This is a genomic window from Bacillus sp. FJAT-25509 (assembly GCF_001420605.1).
Classification (GTDB): Bacteria; Bacillota; Bacilli; order Bacillales; family Bacillaceae_G; genus Gottfriedia.
Map to the genome: position 1 here is coordinate 67,760 of NZ_LJIZ01000003.1, position 16,218 is coordinate 83,977.

A 16,218-nucleotide genomic window follows, 5' to 3' on the forward strand; every position below is an offset into this window, starting at 1 on the left:
AGTTTGTTGCGTTTACTAGGATTTATGTTTGAAATAAATTAAAAAGATTAAATAAAAGTGCTCTATTAAAATGAGATTTGTGATTTTTCTAAATTAAGCTACATTTAAATTTGAAGGAATGAAAGACTTGAAGTAGAAAATATTAAAAGGGAACTTAATCGTGACCATCTTGTGAAGCTAAATCAGATTGACATCAAGAGGTAAAAAGAAGAAGAGATTAGATCAAAATATAAGAAGAGGTGTTTCTATTGATTTTAGGTATCAACCCTTTTTTAATATAAAATGGAAATGGACAAGAAGCTGTTACATTTTACAAAGATGCTTTCAATACAAAGACCCTTACTCTTCAAAGATTTGGCGACATGCCAGGGGAAGAAAATACAAATCTAACTGATGAAGAAAAAAATCGTATCTTACATGCACATCTCAAAGTAGGTTCAACAGATATAATGATTTCAGATACTTTTACAGGTCTACCTTATCAAATTGGCGACCAAACCACCTTAGCTATTTTAATTAATGATGTTGAAACAACAAAAGAAGTATTTGGTAAATTACAAGATAGAGGAAAAGTAATCATATCGTTACACGAAACATTTTGGAGTCCTTTATACGGACAAGTAACCGATAAATTCGGTGTTACATGGCAAGTTTCAACACAGTCAGCTCAATAGTTGAATGATACTTTCTGTAAAACTACAGCGTTCGATACTGTTCCAAACTGACGCGCTACGATACATAGAGAGAAGCGTTAGAGTTGGAAAAGATAGATCCTTATTTGGAAGATAAAAACGGGGGATATGAATTAGCATTGTAAAGGAACTGAAGAGCATTCAGCTCCTTTTTCACTATCATGCGTTAGTTGAATAGTAAGTTACTTTTTTTCATTTGAAGTGGCTTTGGCTGAACCTGTGAATGGATTAATTTCATAAGAAAGATCTCTACCAGCCTCTTTTTCTTCTTGGTGAATTCTCTTTCCTAAAGATGCATAATACCAAATCCATGCACCCAACGCTAAAATACCACCAATTGTTGTAATCCAAAAAGCCATTTAATTTCCCTCCAAAAAGTTCCAAATGAGAAACACGTATGTGTTTATTCTCTAAAAAGAATATTATTTTTATGCTTAAAAAATCCGAGAATAAAAGATGAACATTACATTTCAGGTGGGATTTTATATGTAACTTTTCCTTCTCCGTCTAAAAATTCCATACGAGGAATATCATTTTCGTCTACTACCATTCTAATTCGAGGTTTTCCTTTGCTATCTGATAGTTGAACTGTTACTTCTCCTTTGGAATTCTTCCCCATAAAGGCTCGAGGCGTATTTCCTTCCCAAATATTTTCTAACTCTTTATCAATTTCCTTTTCCGTAAGTGCAGAGTTTTGTATACTATGCGTTCTTTCTAAAAGATCTGGTAAAGGTGTATTAGGTCTATCATAAATTGAAATTCCATAATTTCTTTGATCATTCACATCAATATAATGCATTTGTACAACTTGATCTTGTTTATATTGATCAAAAGTTAATGATGCGTATGATTCATAGTTTCCTATTTCATCTTTTTTACTTCCAAATATAAGTCCTCCACACTCATCACCTTCTCCGTTATAAAACATTAATCCAGCAATAGGATCTTTTTGCCTGTGACCTGGAAGAATATCTTTTCCATCCATAATTGCAGTTGGGATGTTATCATTATTAAAAATTCTCATTCTTACAGTTCCATCTTTATCGACAATATTTATATTTTCAACATTAATGCTTTTGAAATCAGACATAAAAATTCCTCCTATCTATCCGTATATAGGAGTTTCTATATATACCCATTATTTTCCTTTTTTTCGAACTTCATAATAAAATCCTTATATACCACTAAAATGCCAATTAATAGAATAAGAAAATCAACAATCGCCTTTAACAAAGCCTAATATTTTAAAAAAAGCCGTTTTGTCTTGCGTTTTTCAAGTATAATGAATCATACTCAATAAATGAATATGATTTTTCTAAGAGAGAATTCTATACATATATCGAAAAAAACATAAAAACGAGGTTAAGAAATGACTAAAAGAAGTTATGCGGATTATCATCTAAGTGAGGAAATTAAAAGAGCACTTGCTGTTTTAAAATACGAAACTCCAACTGAAGTTCAGAGTGAAGTGATTCCATTAGCAATGGAAAATCAAGATTTAATCGTAAAATCTCAAACAGGAAGCGGCAAGACTGCCTCTTATAGTATTCCTGTTTGCGAAATGATTGAATGGGAGGAAAAAAAACCACAAGTTTTAATTCTAACTCCAACTAGGGAACTTGCAGCTCAAGTCCGCGAAGATGTTACGAATATTGGCAGATTTAAACGGATAAAAGCGGTGGCCGTCTATGGTAAAGAACCGTTTAGTAAACAAAAGGTAGAATTGGAACAAAAAACACATGTAGTAGTTGGTACGCCTGGAAGGGTCATGGACCATCTTGAAAGAGGAACCCTTGATATAGATCAAATAAAATATTTAATCATCGATGAAGCTGACGAGATGCTTAATCGAGGCTTTATTGATGAAGTAGAAGCAATCATTGATCAGTTACCTTTAAACCGTGTTACGATGGTTTTTTCTGCTACCTTACCTAAAGATGTTGAAAATCTCTGCCATAAATATATGAAAGAACCTACTCATATAGAAATTGAATCAACTGGTGTAACTGCAAATACAATTGAACATTTTTTAATTGAAGTGAAAGAAGAAGAAAAGATTTCACTTCTTAAAGACGTCACTGTTGTAGAAAACCCAGACAGCTGCCTAATTTTCTGCCGGACTAAAGAAAACGTTGATGCAGTTTATAGTGAATTGGAAAAAGCTAATTATTCATGTGAAAGACTACATGGAGGACTGGAACAAGAAGACAGGTTTGCTGTAATGGATGGATTTAAAATAGGGAACTTCCGCTATCTAGTAGCAACCGATGTAGCTGCTAGAGGTATTGATATTGATAATGTAACGTTAGTCATCAACTATGACGTTCCTATGGAAAAAGAGAGCTATGTACACCGTACTGGTAGAACTGGTCGTGCCGGAAATAAAGGAAAAGCAATTACGTTTTCGACAAAGTTTGAAGGAAAGTTCGTTAAGGCAATTGAAAATTACATCGGTTTTGAGATACCTACTATAGAAGCTCCTAGTCATCAAGAGGTAATTAGTCGAAAAGCAATCTTCGAAGAAAAACTTAACAGCAGGCGAGTGGTAAGAAATAATAAAACAGCTCGAATTAACCAAGATATTATGAAACTCCATTTCAGCGGCGGAAAAAAGAAGAAAATTCGTGCTGTTGATTTTGTTGGAACAATTGCAAAAATCCCTGGAGTTACAGTAGAGGATATCGGTATTATTTCTATTCATGATCAAATGTCATATGTTGATATTCTGAATGGAAAAGGGTCATTAGTTTTACAAGCCATGGAGAATGCGACGATTAAAGGAAAAAAATTAAAAGTGAGTAAAGCTATTAAATAAAGAAGTAAAGTTTATGGACTTAATCATTCAAACATAAAAATTATTCAATTCTTGAATTAAATTACAAAAAAAGTCGATTTTCCCAATTTGAATTGTTAACGGAAATCGACTTTTTGTTTTTCATTAATATGCGCTATTTTAAATCAATTTTATTTTACAAACAAGCTTCTAATGCAAGTTTCATCATTTTATCGAATGAAGTTTGTCTAGCCTCAGCACTAATCTCTTCATGAGTAACTAAAGAATCTGAAATAGTAAGTAAACAAGCTGCTTTCTTTCCTAAAACTTTCGCATTATGGAAAAGTGCAAAACTTTCCATTTCTGTACAAATACAATTATGCTCTTTATAAAAATTAACAAAATTTGGAACTGAACTTTCATAATAAAAGACATCGCTAGAATGTATTCTTCCTTTAACGATCGGAGTATTGATTTGTTTTGCTGTATCTTCAATTTTGTTTGTTAGTGTTTCACATGGATACTGAATGTCACTTTCAACACCTGCTTGAGTCTTTGCAAATGTAGATTGACTCCAAGCACTATCTACAAGCACAATATCGTGAATGTTTAGTTTATCTGTATAAGCTCCTGCACTACCAACTCGGATAATATTTTCTACATCATAAAATTTATATAATTCGTATGAGTAAATTCCTATACTTGGCATGCCCATACCAGATCCCATTACTGATACTTGTTTTCCTTTATATGTTCCTGTATAGCCAAACATATTACGTACAGTATTAAATTGCACTGGGTTTTCTAGATATGTTTCTGCAATATATTTTGCACGTAGTGGATCCCCAGGCATTAAAACTGTTTTTGCAATTTCTCCTGATTTTTTGGCTGTATTATGTGGCGTTGTCATATTATTTTCTCTCCATTTCTATTCTTTTAATTTTCTTAACTAAATCCAATACAACTACTATTCTTACTCATTTCACCCATGTTAATTTATCTTTAGGTTAACATTCTTTCCTAAAATGTTTCCGTTTACAAAATAAAGCAAAACAAATGTTCAAAAAATGAAAATTAATACTACGAAGTATAGTTGTATATATAGTTGTCTATTTAGTTTCAACTAAATTATATTTCAATAAAATATAGAAAGCAATAGCAACTTAAACTCACTCAATCATTTATCCTAATAAATCAACGTTATTTTAAAGAATAATGATCTTGTTTACATTTACGATCAAACACAAATTTGCGAATAATTCATAACTCGATATAATATTTATAAGGAGTGTTGTTATGTCCGTTGAAAATAAAAAAAAATTACCTCTATATGTAGGGGTTTATGAAAAATTATTTAAATTAATTAATGAGGGAGTCTATCCGATTGGAAGTAAGCTTCCTTCTGAACCAGAACTTTCTAAGATGATGAATGTTAGCAGAATGACATTAAGACAAGGGTTGAGTTTACTAAAAGAGGACGGTTATCTTGAAACAATCCATGGACAAGGTAATTTTATAAAACAAAATGTAAATTTAAGAAGTGTTGGCTTAGAAAAAATTGATAACTCAGTTTTTCAATGCTGTACAGAAACAATTGATGATGTAGATGCTTATTTAGAAGTTAGTCTTTCGGATGATTATGAATACGTTAAAAAGATTTTTAATAAAGATTCTGCAGTGATGGTCAGGTTTAATAGATGGTACAAATCTAAAAATAAAATTGTCGCCCATGCTTATACTATGTTCCCAAGTGAGACAGCTTCCCAATATCAAATAAACCTAGGCGATCAGCAGAGTTTACTAAAAATACTTGAAGAAGATATTTATAAGTTAATCCATTCATCAACAATCGAAATAAAATATACAGAATCAGTCCTTCCTTCATCAAACTATGAATTACGTTCAACTAATAATTTATTCGTTTTACTTGTTGAAAATCTATATGACTCAATGGGGAATATTGTACTTAAAAATAAGATTTATATCCCAATCGAACTTAGCTCAATTAAAATAAATCGAATAAATAAATAGTTGAAAATGTAGCGTATCTAAAAATGAAATATGCAAACTAGATGAAGTATGACAGTTTTTAGTTGAGAAATTTAATTACATAACATTTTGCACATCCAATCAGTTGTGAATCAAATTAAGAACATTTCAGCAAACTAAATCATATTTAATTGATTTTAAAGGAGAGCAATATGATTAAACTTGTATTAATCAGACATGGGCAAAGTTTATGGAATGTTGAAAATCGGTTCACAGGCTGGACAGATGTTGATTTAACGAAGAGCGGTCTTTCCGAGGCAAGAGAAGCTGGTATCATTTTAAGGAAAAACGGATTTACATTTGATGTTGCCTATACATCAGTACTTAAACGAGCAATCCGAACATTATGGATTATTTTAAATGAAATAGATATGATGTGGATTCCTGTTTATAAGACATGGAGATTGAATGAACGTCATTACGGTTCACTTCAGGGGCTGAATAAATCCGAAACAGCCCAAAAATATGGGGAAGAACAGGTTAATATTTGGAGAAGATCTATGAATGTTAGACCACCAGCTCTAAAACCGGATGATCCAAGATATGAAATAAATGAACCTCGTTATAAAACCTTGTTAAAAGATGAATTCCCGCTTACTGAAAATTTGGAGGATACAGAAAAAAGAGTCTTAAAATATTGGGATGAAGATATTGCTCCAGCTTTGAAAACAGGCAAAAAGGTTATTATATCTGCACATGGAAATACGTTGAGGGGAATCGTTCAATATTTAGATCAAGTCTCAGCTGACGGGATTGCTTCACTTAATATTCCAACAAGTATTCCTTTAGTTTATGAATTAACTGACGAACTAAAGCCAATTCGACATTACTATTTAGGTATGGAAGGTGAACTTCCATCTGATGTAATCCCAAAACATATCCCTAGCGAATTACTTGACCAATTTGATGATGATCATCCAAATATAACAATACAAGATGATTAAAATACAAAAAAGGATGGGTGAGCAATTGTGCTTCCCATCCTTTTCATTATGCTTCAGATAACTTTAGTTTTTTTATTTGTAGTTGTACTAATCGGAAAGATAATGTTAGTGCTGACACACCTAAACCGACGATTAATCCAACCCAATATCCTTTTGCACCAAGATTTGTATTAGATAGTGCGTACCCTACTGGTAATGCTATTACCCAATAAGCTAAAATCATCATAATTAACGTTGCATTTACATCTTTATAACCTCTTAATGCACCTTGGATTGGCGCTGCAATTGCATCAAATAGTTGGAACATGACTGCAAAGATTAAGAATCCGCCTGCCAAAATTTGTACAGATGGATCATTTGTATACCATCCGGCTACATCATAACGGAATAAATAGATGATGATCCCGAAAAATGAAGCAATTGAAACTGCCATTACTAAACCAATTTTGCTATATTCTTTTGCATTTTGAAACTCTTTTGCACCAACTTCATAGCCGACAGCAATTGTTAAAGCCATCGAAATACTTAATGGAACCATATAAAGAAGACTTGCAAAATTCATTGCCACTGTATGTGCAGCAATCGTTTCGGTATCAAACTCACTTAATAATAATGTTACGACCGAGAATACACTTACTTCAAAAAAGATACTAAGACCAATTGGTACTCCTAGTTTTAAAATACTTTTCCAAGTTGCAATTGAAATTGGAGGAAGTTTTTTAAATAGATTGAATGTGCTAAATGGCTTTTTAGTTTTAATAATGTAAAAAGCAATTCCAAAAATAATCCAATACGTTATTGCAGACGCTACTCCAGAACCTACGCCACCTAAGCGTGGGAGACCAGCTTTACCGAATATAAGGAAATAGTTCAAAATTACGTTAACTGGTACTGAAATAACTGTAATAACCATAGTAGTTCTTGTTTTACCTAAACCATCAATAAACTGACGAATGACTGTATATAGAAATAAAGGTAAAATTCCAAATGATAATGCGAATAAGAAATGAAGAGCAACACGATGAACTTTCGGATCAAGATTCATATGATTCAAGATTGGATGAATTGAAAATATACCAATAATAATAATGACAATTGCAATTATCCCAGCCAAATAAATTGCCTGCATAACAAGTGGCGTAATTTTTTCATCCTGTTTTGCACCATTTAAATTGGCAACCATTGTCGTAAGTGCGACTAAAATGCCAGTTAACCCAGTACTAATTGGAGTCCAAATACTAACACCTATCGCAACCCCTGCTAAGTCCCCTGGACTACTATTACCAGACATGATTGTATCAAAAAATGACATCGAAAATAATGTCACTTGAGTGATTAAAATCGGAAGTAGTAGTTTAAAAAAGCGTGATATTTTATCCGTTTTAGTAGTATTCAATTTATCGACCTCCTAAACAAACACTTTTACAATTGTATCATGTTTTGGTTTAATAGCTATAATGAAATTATTCGGATAAATATTTTATAAAGAAAGTTGGTCTTAGATTGGGAAATCAAGTTGTTATTATCACAGGCGCAGGAAGTGGATTAGGAGCGTCATTAGCTAAAAAATATTCTGAAAATGGAGCTCACATTTGTTTGTTAGGAAGAACTGAAAATAAACTTAGAGAAATTGGAAAACAATTACCTAACAATTATTCAATACATACTGTTGATGTTTCAGAATATGAAGATGTAAAAAGAGTCTTCGATACAATTATTCAAACATATGGAAAAGTTGATTTATTATTTAATAATGCAGGTGTTGGAATATTTGAGCTTGCAGAAGAATTAAATGAAGAAGCAGTACATAATATGATTGATATTAACTTAAAGGGAACCATTTTCTGTTCACAAGAAGTTTTAAAACAAATGAAAAAACAAAATAGTGGAACGATCGTCAATATTGTTTCTACCGCAGGTCTAATTGGAAAAGCAACAGAATCAGTTTATTGCGCAAGTAAGTTTGGAGTTAAAGGCTTTACCGAAAGTTTGGTTGTTGAATTAACAGGAACGCCAATTTCGGTGTTTGCAGCATATATGGGCGGAATGAATACAGATTTTTGGTCAGGTATTTTTGATGAAGATAAAACTTCAAAAATGATGAATCCAGAGGATATCGCTGAAATTATTATTGAAAATATAAAACCACGTAAAAATATATCGATACCCGAAATTATTATAAAAAACATAAAATAAGTATTATCCAAGCTAACTTTTACACAAACTATATCCAAATCATGAAGGATTAAGTGAGGTAAAAAAGATGAGCAAATCGAAAAAGAACAAATCAATTGATTCAAATCAAAATAATTTTGACGAATTATTACTTGAAGATCTTAATACTGCAGATGATATTCCTATCGATTGGTTACCTAAAAGTGAACCGATTACGGAAACAATGTCATATAAACAGGCTGAAGATTAATTAGACTATAGATTGGTTTTTGTTTCTATAGGATGAGTAGGCTTAGTGACCTGAAAATTAAGCGTTTTCAATTAGTCTGATTGGCATGTTTTTTTGACTTTGTCTTCAAACTGTAAAGAATAGCCATTTTGGCTATTTTTTTTTATATTGATATGGTATTATTATTGAAGCGTTTTATATTAAAGCCAATTCTTGGCATTAAAATACATAAAAAAATGAAAAACAAGATATAGTTAGGAGAATTTTTGATGGAAAAAGTACTAGTTTTTGGACATAAGAACCCAGATACAGATACAATTTGCTCTGCAATTGCATATGCAGAATTAAAAAAGGCATTAGGTGAAAATGCTGAAGCAATTCGTTTAGGTGAAGTAAGTGCAGAAACGCAATTTGCACTTGATACGTTTAAATCTGAAGCACCACGTTTAGTAGAAAAAGTTGCTTCTGAAACAAATGATGTCATTTTAGTTGACCATAATGAGCGTCAACAAAGTGCTGATGATATCGAACAAGTTCGCGTACTTGAAGTTATTGATCATCACCGTATTGCTAATTTTGAAACTAGTGATCCTTTATACTATCGTTGTGAGCCAGTTGGATGTACAGCTACAATTTTAAACAAATTGTATAAAGAAAATAATATCGAAATTAAGAAGGAAGTTGCTGGTCTAATGCTTTCAGCAATTATTTCTGATACATTATTATTTAAATCTCCAACATGTACTGATCAAGATGTTGCTGCTGCAAAAGAACTTGCAGAAATCTCAGGTGTAAATGCAGAAGAATATGGTCTAGAAATGTTAAAAGCGGGTGCAAATCTAGCTGATAAATCGATTGAGTCTTTAGTTTCACTTGATGCGAAAGAATTCCAAATGGGTAACTATAAAGTAGAAATCGCACAAGTAAACGCAGTTGATACAAATGACGTACTTTCTCGTCAAGCTGAATTAGAAAATGTACTTGAAGGTATTGTTGCTAATAAAGGATTAGACTTATTCTTATTCGTTGTAACAGATATTTTAACGAATGATTCGATCGCTGTTGCAAAAGGAAATTCGACTAATGCAGTTGAAAAAGCATACAATGTAACTTTAGAAAACAACACTGCTTTATTAAAAGGTGTTGTATCTCGTAAAAAACAAATCGTTCCAGTATTAACTGAAACATTTAATACACTTTAATTCGTAATTTAACAACAAAGTCTTTTGAAAGGCTTTGTTGTTTTTTTATAATAGCTAATTAATGGGGGATTTGAAATGGAAAATTTAAAGTATCCGATTGGCAGATTTAATGTACCATCTAGCTTCACTCATCAACAACGGAAAGAATTTATAAAAGTACTAAAAGATGCTCCAATTAAATATAAAGAGGCAATCACGTCACTTACTAACGAACAATTAAACACACCTTATCGTGAAGGTGGTTGGACACCAAAACAAGTTATTCATCATGTTGCTGATAGCCATTTGAATAGCCTTATTAGAGTTAAATTAGCTTTAACTGAAGAAAATCCTACTATCAAAGCCTATGATGAAAATGCATGGATTTCATTAAGTGATTCGAATTTTGATTTTCATAGTTCTTTAAAAATAATCGAAGGTATTCACGAGCGTTACGTAGTTTTACTTGAATCACTAACAGAGGAAGAGTTTAATCGAACTTGTTATCACCCTGAGCTTAAAATTAATATAAGTATAGATTTCATCTTAGCTTTATACGCTTGGCATAGTGAACATCACTTGGCTCATATTTATTTAGTGAAAAACAATTAATAGTAAGGTGTGAAGAAAAATTAAATTATTATTCATTTGTAGCAAAAATCAATGGAGAAGTCCTACAGCGGAAAAAATTTTCCACTTATCTAATGGCTACGAAGCGAGATCAGCAGGAACAGAAGCTGGTGCCAGGATTAAAGTGACAGAGGGACATATTGGTTGGGCAGATATTATTTTTGTAATGGAGAAAAAACATTTAAGAAGAATTCGCGATAAATTCGGTGATTTACTTAATGAAAAAAAGATTGTCAATCTAGATATAGCTGATGACTATCAGTTTATGGACGAAGAATTAATTGAAATTCTCCAAAATAGAGTATCTGAAATAATTTAAGGTTAATAGGTAGTAAGCGTAAAAAATTTAATAATTTATTAAATGAACCCACTCAGCTATAAGAGTGGGTTTAGTTCTTTTTACCTTTATGAAAAGTTAGATTCTAAGTACTTCCTCACGAATATAAAAATTTCCAAAAAAACCCAATTACGATCAGTGTCAAAGTCCATGTTGTACACATAAAAATAAAAATAGAGGAAAATAAGAAAAAGGTGTGAGCATGTACTACAAATTATTAAAGCAATATATTAAAAACTCAAATTTAAGTTTGACTGATATAGCCAAAGAATTAAATAAGTTGGGCTTTTCAAAAGACAAGAGCTATTTAAGCAAATTACAAAATGCGAAATTGACTCCACCTGAAGAAAAATTAACTAGAGCGATTGCAAAAGTGACAGGTGGAAATGCTGAAGAATTAATTTGGTGTGCTTATATTATTAATGCCCCTGAAAGATTGAAAACTCCTTTACGAAACATTTCAGAAGAAGTTTTCAATCTCACAAAGAATGAAATCAATGGCAATCTAAAATTTGATGTCGTCTATAAGGAACAAAATGTTGAGGATCGTTCAAAAAAATTTGCTGAATTTATTAGACAGACACGATTACAAAATAACCTATCAATAAAGTGCCTTGCAACAAAAGCAAATGTATCCCATTCATATATTTCACAAATTGAAAATGGCAAAAGAGGTATTCCATCAACAGAAATTTTACGAAAGTTGGCAGAACCACTCGGCGTTCCTGTTATTCAGTTATATCAATTAGCTGGGTATGTACCAATTGAAGAAAACGATTGGATAGAAGGTATGAACCTCATACGTAAAGCAAATTTAATGCTAAATAATGAAGAAAAAGAGAAATTATTGAGGTTAATTGAAGCTTTTCTAAAATTGTCTTCTTTACACTTTTTCTAATAATGTAGAAAAAAATAAAAATGCAGGATTCAGGTTTTCACCTTTAAACTGCATTTTTCTGTCCAGCTATTATGCCTTTAATTAGAGACATTCTGTACCCCTAAAGGAAGAATTAATCCAAAAGATAATAAAGTAGCGTGTAATATAGTTTGAAACATAGAACCACCTAACTAATCAATATTATTTACAATTCAATTCTTTTTTACGAATCTTGACTAAATTTGTAAATTTTAGGAAAGGATAATAAGAAACTGTAAAAGGAAGTGAAGAGTATGTCACAACAATTTGACAATTTACCTGATTATGAATTATTAGCGAATAATCCAGCATTATCTTTACATGAACTGTCATATCACTATGATATGAGTTTTAATGATATTGCTGAAATTAGAGGAATCTCTGTAGAAGATTTAGTAAATTACTATCAAACAAATACTTCTCACGATTCATTATTTTATTTTGAATAAAATATACATAAAGCTGAGCCAATATATATTGGAATCGGCTTTTTTTCGTAAACAATTCATTTACTAATTGTATTTAAAAATTTGTAGCAATACTAGAATTTTAGACAGATTTAACATGCCGGATTGAGAATTAAGAAAAAAAGAAAGGCCACTTTAAGACTTAACTTCATTTTTTCTTTATTGTCCTTAGTCGCCAATTATTACACACCATAAAATTACCAATTGGATATTCAAAATTACATTTTTTAATAAACTTGAAATTTAATTTTTCACATATTTTATTAGACGGAATGTTATTAGTGGCAGGAAAAGCGTGAATGTACTTATGCTTTGATTCTTTTTGGGCCTTCTTAATAGCTTTTTTCACTGCGATTGTTGCAATCCCTTTTCGTTGAAATTGTGGTAAAATGCTCCAACCAATTTCATAAACAAGTTTACCATCCCATATCCGATCCCAATAACCAACAGTCCCTATTTTTGTTCTGTACGGAAGCAAAATGATTACAAACATTTGTCCTGTACCGATTCTACTCATTTCAAGATAATGCTTGTGCCGACTCATAATTTGATTCAAACTTTCTAATCCTCCAAGATATTTCATCATACTATTCGTATTTGATGTCAGAAGTAAATTAAGATCTGCTTCGTTCCAAGGCTCGATAAGAATGGTTGATTCATCTATTTTTGACAATTAATTCACTCCAAATTTATTTTAAAAAGAATCATAATAAAATAGTATTCTGAAGTGAAGATGATATTTCTAATTAATAAACACAAATTAAATAGGTGAGATTCTTATCGCGAAATTGTTAATAAAGAGAAAAATTCAAACATAAAAGTAGTAACGATTCATTATGATAAAAAAATAAAGTAAATAAGGGCTGTTTGAAGTTAGAAAAACTTCGGACAGTCCTTTTACTGACCAAGATTAAATTTAATAATGAGTAATCAATAAGGTTTATATTTTCATCTGATAAGCTTTGACGATAATCCCATCATTTGCTGGTTCAAAGTCAAACTTTGGTAAACGTTTAAATCCGATTCTTTCATATATACTTATGGCATTTTTCATAAATTCACCAGTATGTAATCCGATTGCATCGAATCCTTTTTCCTTCGTACGATTAATGCATTCTGAAATTAGCGCAGAAGCAATTCCTTGTCCGCGATAGTCTGACTCGACAGCAAGCATTCGAATCTCTGGGTAATCAAGCTCGTCGATTAAATCTCCATAGGCATTTATTTTAGCTGGAAATAAAGCGACGCTTCCGACAATTTTTCCTAAAACCGTCGCAACAATGATTTCCACACCTTCTTGCTCATCAACATTCGATGAGAGGGACTTCTTTAAAGCATTCCAATGTTTTTCTGGTAACAAGTTGCCGTATTCATAATAAGCGTTAATTCTTTGTTCTCGAATTGACTGAAACATCTCTTTTTCAGCATTACAAAGTTCTATTTTTACCATATATATTGCATCTCCTTATGCCTTAATGAATGAGGAACTTTTCTTTTTGTCTACTTAAATCTTCACGATTGTGCTTCGAATTCCAAATCGTAAGTTCAGGACCTTTTGGTAGGACTTTTGGTTCTTTCTTATCGGGCGAAATAGTAATCGATAAATGGTAATGTCGCTTAATCGCATCAAAATCAGTCGTATCGCCAAACCCTGGTGTTTGATATAAATCCCGTGCATAGCCCCATAAGTTTTTATACTCGCGTATTAAATTTCGATTCGTATTAAAGGCTGTAAAGTAAGCAGCATCGAACCGTACAAGTGTTGTAAATAACCTAACATCAGTATCAGTAATTTTATCACCAAATAAAAAACGTTGTTTAGATAAGCGATGCTCTAGCTCATCTAATCTATTAAATAATGTTTCATAAGCATCTTCATAAGCCTTCTGAGATTGTGCAAAACCACATTTGTATACGCCATTGTTTACATCAGTGAAAATGATTTCATTTAAGGCATCAATTTCTTGGCGGATGGATTCTGGGTATAAATCTGGTGCATTCTTTTTGTGATAAGGCTTCCAAACAGATTCGAAATAATTTGTTAGTCTAAAATAATCATTATTAACTACCTTACCAGAACTAATATCGATCATTGCAGGCACTGTCGGACGTCCGGTGTAGTTTTGATCAGATTTATGATAAATTTCACTCATGTATCGAACGCCTAATATTGGATCGAGTCGTCCTGTATCTAAAGAAAATTCCCAATCCACGTGAGGTAATCTTGGACGCATTGGACTGACGGTTCCTAAGCTTATCGAATTTTCTAAACCTAAAACTTTTCGTACAATAACAGAGCGATGGGCCCATGGACATGCAGCTGACCAAATAAGTCGATATCGACCTGCTTCAACAGGGAGTTCTTCTGGCTTATTTCCAAATGGTGTAGAAAAACGATTTAACTGACGTTTAAAGAAACCATCAACTGATATTTCAGTTGGTTTAGTTTGATTCATACTTAAACTTCCTCTCTCACTAATTTGGATAATATTTCTTTTGCTCAGAATTTTTGAAGGGGTACATAGAAGTGATTCTAATATTCTATTATACTCTAAATATTTAGAAAATGTATTTTTTCTGGAAATAGAAATGATGATAATACTATATCTTTAACTGCTGTTATACTACTTTGTTAGAATTTATCTCGAATTTGAGGTATATTTAAATTGATTAATAAATATAGGAATAGAACTTTGTAAATCTATTCAAAATTCACTTCAAAAATGACAGAAATTCGGAGGAATAGCTTAATGGAAATAGGAATCAGTACTTTTGTTGAAACAACACCTGATGCAAAGACAGGTGAAGTAATAAGTCATGCGGAACGATTGCGTGATGTTGTGGAGGAAATTATTCTTGCAGATCAAGTTGGATTAGATGTATTTGGAGTAGGGGAACATCATCGTAATGATTTTGCAGCATCATCGCCGGCAGTCGTACTAGCAGCGGCGGCATCACAAACAAATCGTATACGGCTAACAAGTGCCGTAACTGTACTATCATCAGCAGATCCAGTACGAGTTTTTCAAGATTTTGCTACGCTTGATGGTATTTCGAATGGACGAGCTGAAATCATGGCGGGACGTGGTTCTTTCATCGAATCATTTCCTTTATTCGGCTATAATTTAAACGACTATGATGAACTGTTTGAAGAAAAACTGGATTTACTGTTAACCTTGCAAAAATCCGAATTTGTAACATGGAGTGGAAAACATCGACCAGCCATTAATAATATAGGAATCTATCCACGTCCAGTTCAGGAGCCCCTGCCAATTTGGATTGGAAGTGGCGGAAACAGTGAGTCAGTCGTTCGAGCTGGACTTTTAGGACTTCCACTAGTACTTGCTATTATAGGTGGACGCCCAATTCAGTTCGCACCACTTGTTGAGCTTTATAAAAAAGCTGCTGCTCATGCTGGTCATGATGTAAACAAACTACAAATTGCATCCCATTCACATGGCTTCATTGCAGAGGATACAATGACAGCAGCTGATAAATTTTTCCCATCAACACAGCAAGTCATGAATAAACTTGGAAAAGAACGAGGTTGGGGAAATTATGACCGAGCTGCATTCGATGCGGCAAGAAGCGTTGAAGGTGCACTTTATGTTGGGGATTCTGAAACTGTAGCACAAAAAATTATCCATCTTCGAAAAAATGTAGGTATTACAAGATTTATGCTTCATGTACCAGTTGGTTCAATGCCACATGCAGACGTAATGAAAGCAATTGAACTATTAGGTAAAGAAGTTGCACCAATCGTTCGTGAAGAAATCTCTAAGTGGGAAGCACATCAATAAGTTGAAATAAATGAAAAACTGTTTT

The 16,218-nt window shown here is 32.4% G+C and carries 18 protein-coding genes and 1 pseudogene; 12 read left to right on the plus strand and 7 right to left on the minus strand.

From position 1 onward, the window contains the following. Window positions 1-248: 248 nt before the first annotated feature. Window positions 249-674: pseudogene (locus tag AN960_RS00710) on the plus strand (VOC family protein). Window positions 675-874: 200 nt separating this feature from the next. Here AN960_RS00710 and AN960_RS24260 read toward each other — a convergent pair. Both AN960_RS24260 and AN960_RS00715 read right to left on the minus strand, forming a co-directional pair. Continuing rightward, entirely contained in the window at window positions 875-1,051 is a 177-nt protein-coding gene (locus AN960_RS24260) for a hypothetical protein (RefSeq protein WP_156339578.1), read from the minus strand. Window positions 1,052-1,155: 104 nt separating this feature from the next. Next, window positions 1,156-1,782: a hypothetical protein gene (locus AN960_RS00715; protein WP_056465498.1), complete on the minus strand. Its 627-nt coding sequence runs from the start codon at window positions 1,780-1,782 to the stop codon at window positions 1,156-1,158. A 279-nt stretch (window positions 1,783-2,061) separates the two neighbouring features. Between AN960_RS00715 and AN960_RS00720 the strand changes: the two genes are divergently transcribed. After that, entirely contained in the window at window positions 2,062-3,507 is a 1,446-nt protein-coding gene (locus tag AN960_RS00720; protein WP_056465500.1) for a DEAD/DEAH box helicase, read from the plus strand. 154 nt (window positions 3,508-3,661) lie between these two features. Here the strand turns inward: AN960_RS00720 and deoD are convergent, their stop codons facing one another. Further along, complete coding sequence (gene deoD, locus AN960_RS00725; protein WP_056465502.1) at window positions 3,662-4,375, minus strand: purine-nucleoside phosphorylase; 714 nt, start codon at window positions 4,373-4,375, stop codon at window positions 3,662-3,664. 386 nt (window positions 4,376-4,761) lie between these two features. On the opposite strand from deoD, the gene AN960_RS00730 reads away from it, so the two are divergent. Beyond that, complete coding sequence (locus tag AN960_RS00730) at window positions 4,762-5,496, plus strand: GntR family transcriptional regulator (protein WP_056465503.1); 735 nt, start codon at window positions 4,762-4,764, stop codon at window positions 5,494-5,496. A 170-nt stretch (window positions 5,497-5,666) separates the two neighbouring features. Next, on the plus strand, window positions 5,667-6,458 hold the full coding sequence (gene gpmA, locus AN960_RS00735) for a 2,3-diphosphoglycerate-dependent phosphoglycerate mutase (protein WP_056465505.1): 792 nt from the start codon (window positions 5,667-5,669) through the stop codon (window positions 6,456-6,458). 46 nt (window positions 6,459-6,504) lie between these two features. Here gpmA and AN960_RS00740 read toward each other — a convergent pair whose 3' ends face one another. After that, entirely contained in the window at window positions 6,505-7,854 is a 1,350-nt protein-coding gene (locus tag AN960_RS00740; protein ID WP_056465507.1) for an MATE family efflux transporter, read from the minus strand. A gap of 107 nt (window positions 7,855-7,961) precedes the next feature. On the opposite strand from AN960_RS00740, the gene AN960_RS00745 reads away from it, so the two are divergent. The 7 genes from AN960_RS00745 to AN960_RS00770 all read left to right on the plus strand — a co-directional run bounded on the left by AN960_RS00745 (window position 7,962) and on the right by AN960_RS00770 (window position 12,375). Then, window positions 7,962-8,654, plus strand: a complete 693-nt coding sequence (locus AN960_RS00745; RefSeq protein ID WP_056465509.1) for an SDR family oxidoreductase — start codon at window positions 7,962-7,964, stop codon at window positions 8,652-8,654. A 67-nt stretch (window positions 8,655-8,721) separates the two neighbouring features. Further along, window positions 8,722-8,883 carry a hypothetical protein gene (locus AN960_RS24265; RefSeq protein ID WP_156339579.1) on the plus strand — a complete coding sequence of 54 codons (162 nt, stop codon included), beginning with the start codon at window positions 8,722-8,724 and terminating at the stop codon, window positions 8,881-8,883. A 248-nt stretch (window positions 8,884-9,131) separates the two neighbouring features. Then, entirely contained in the window at window positions 9,132-10,064 is a 933-nt protein-coding gene (locus AN960_RS00750; RefSeq protein WP_056465511.1) for a manganese-dependent inorganic pyrophosphatase, read from the plus strand. Window positions 10,065-10,139: 75 nt separating this feature from the next. Then, window positions 10,140-10,655, plus strand: coding sequence for a YfiT family bacillithiol transferase (locus AN960_RS00755; protein WP_056465513.1), 516 nt, complete (start codon window positions 10,140-10,142; stop codon window positions 10,653-10,655). 19 nt (window positions 10,656-10,674) lie between these two features. After that, the gene (locus AN960_RS00760) at window positions 10,675-10,992 is read left to right on the plus strand and encodes a low molecular weight protein tyrosine phosphatase family protein (RefSeq protein ID WP_056465515.1); all 318 of its coding nucleotides are present in this window, start codon (window positions 10,675-10,677) and stop codon (window positions 10,990-10,992) included. Between the two features lie 220 nt (window positions 10,993-11,212). Beyond that, window positions 11,213-11,908 (plus strand): helix-turn-helix transcriptional regulator, encoded by a 696-nt coding sequence (locus AN960_RS24725; protein ID WP_056465517.1) that lies wholly within the window; start codon window positions 11,213-11,215, stop codon window positions 11,906-11,908. 272 nt (window positions 11,909-12,180) lie between these two features. Beyond that, complete coding sequence (locus tag AN960_RS00770) at window positions 12,181-12,375, plus strand: hypothetical protein (protein WP_025569137.1); 195 nt, start codon at window positions 12,181-12,183, stop codon at window positions 12,373-12,375. 166 nt (window positions 12,376-12,541) lie between these two features. Here the strand turns inward: AN960_RS00770 and AN960_RS00775 are convergent, their stop codons facing one another. From AN960_RS00775 to AN960_RS00785, 3 genes are all read right to left on the minus strand, one after another. After that, complete coding sequence (locus tag AN960_RS00775) at window positions 12,542-13,066, minus strand: GNAT family N-acetyltransferase (RefSeq protein WP_056465519.1); 525 nt, start codon at window positions 13,064-13,066, stop codon at window positions 12,542-12,544. A 267-nt stretch (window positions 13,067-13,333) separates the two neighbouring features. Further along, complete coding sequence (locus tag AN960_RS00780; RefSeq protein WP_056465520.1) at window positions 13,334-13,843, minus strand: GNAT family N-acetyltransferase; 510 nt, start codon at window positions 13,841-13,843, stop codon at window positions 13,334-13,336. 22 nt (window positions 13,844-13,865) lie between these two features. Then, a complete protein-coding gene (locus AN960_RS00785; RefSeq protein WP_056465522.1) occupies window positions 13,866-14,849 on the minus strand; it encodes a glutathione S-transferase family protein in 984 nt (327 codons plus the stop codon). 294 nt (window positions 14,850-15,143) lie between these two features. On the opposite strand from AN960_RS00785, the gene AN960_RS00790 reads away from it, so the two are divergent. Continuing rightward, entirely contained in the window at window positions 15,144-16,193 is a 1,050-nt protein-coding gene (locus tag AN960_RS00790; RefSeq protein ID WP_056465524.1) for an LLM class flavin-dependent oxidoreductase, read from the plus strand. Window positions 16,194-16,218: the final 25 nt, after the last annotated feature.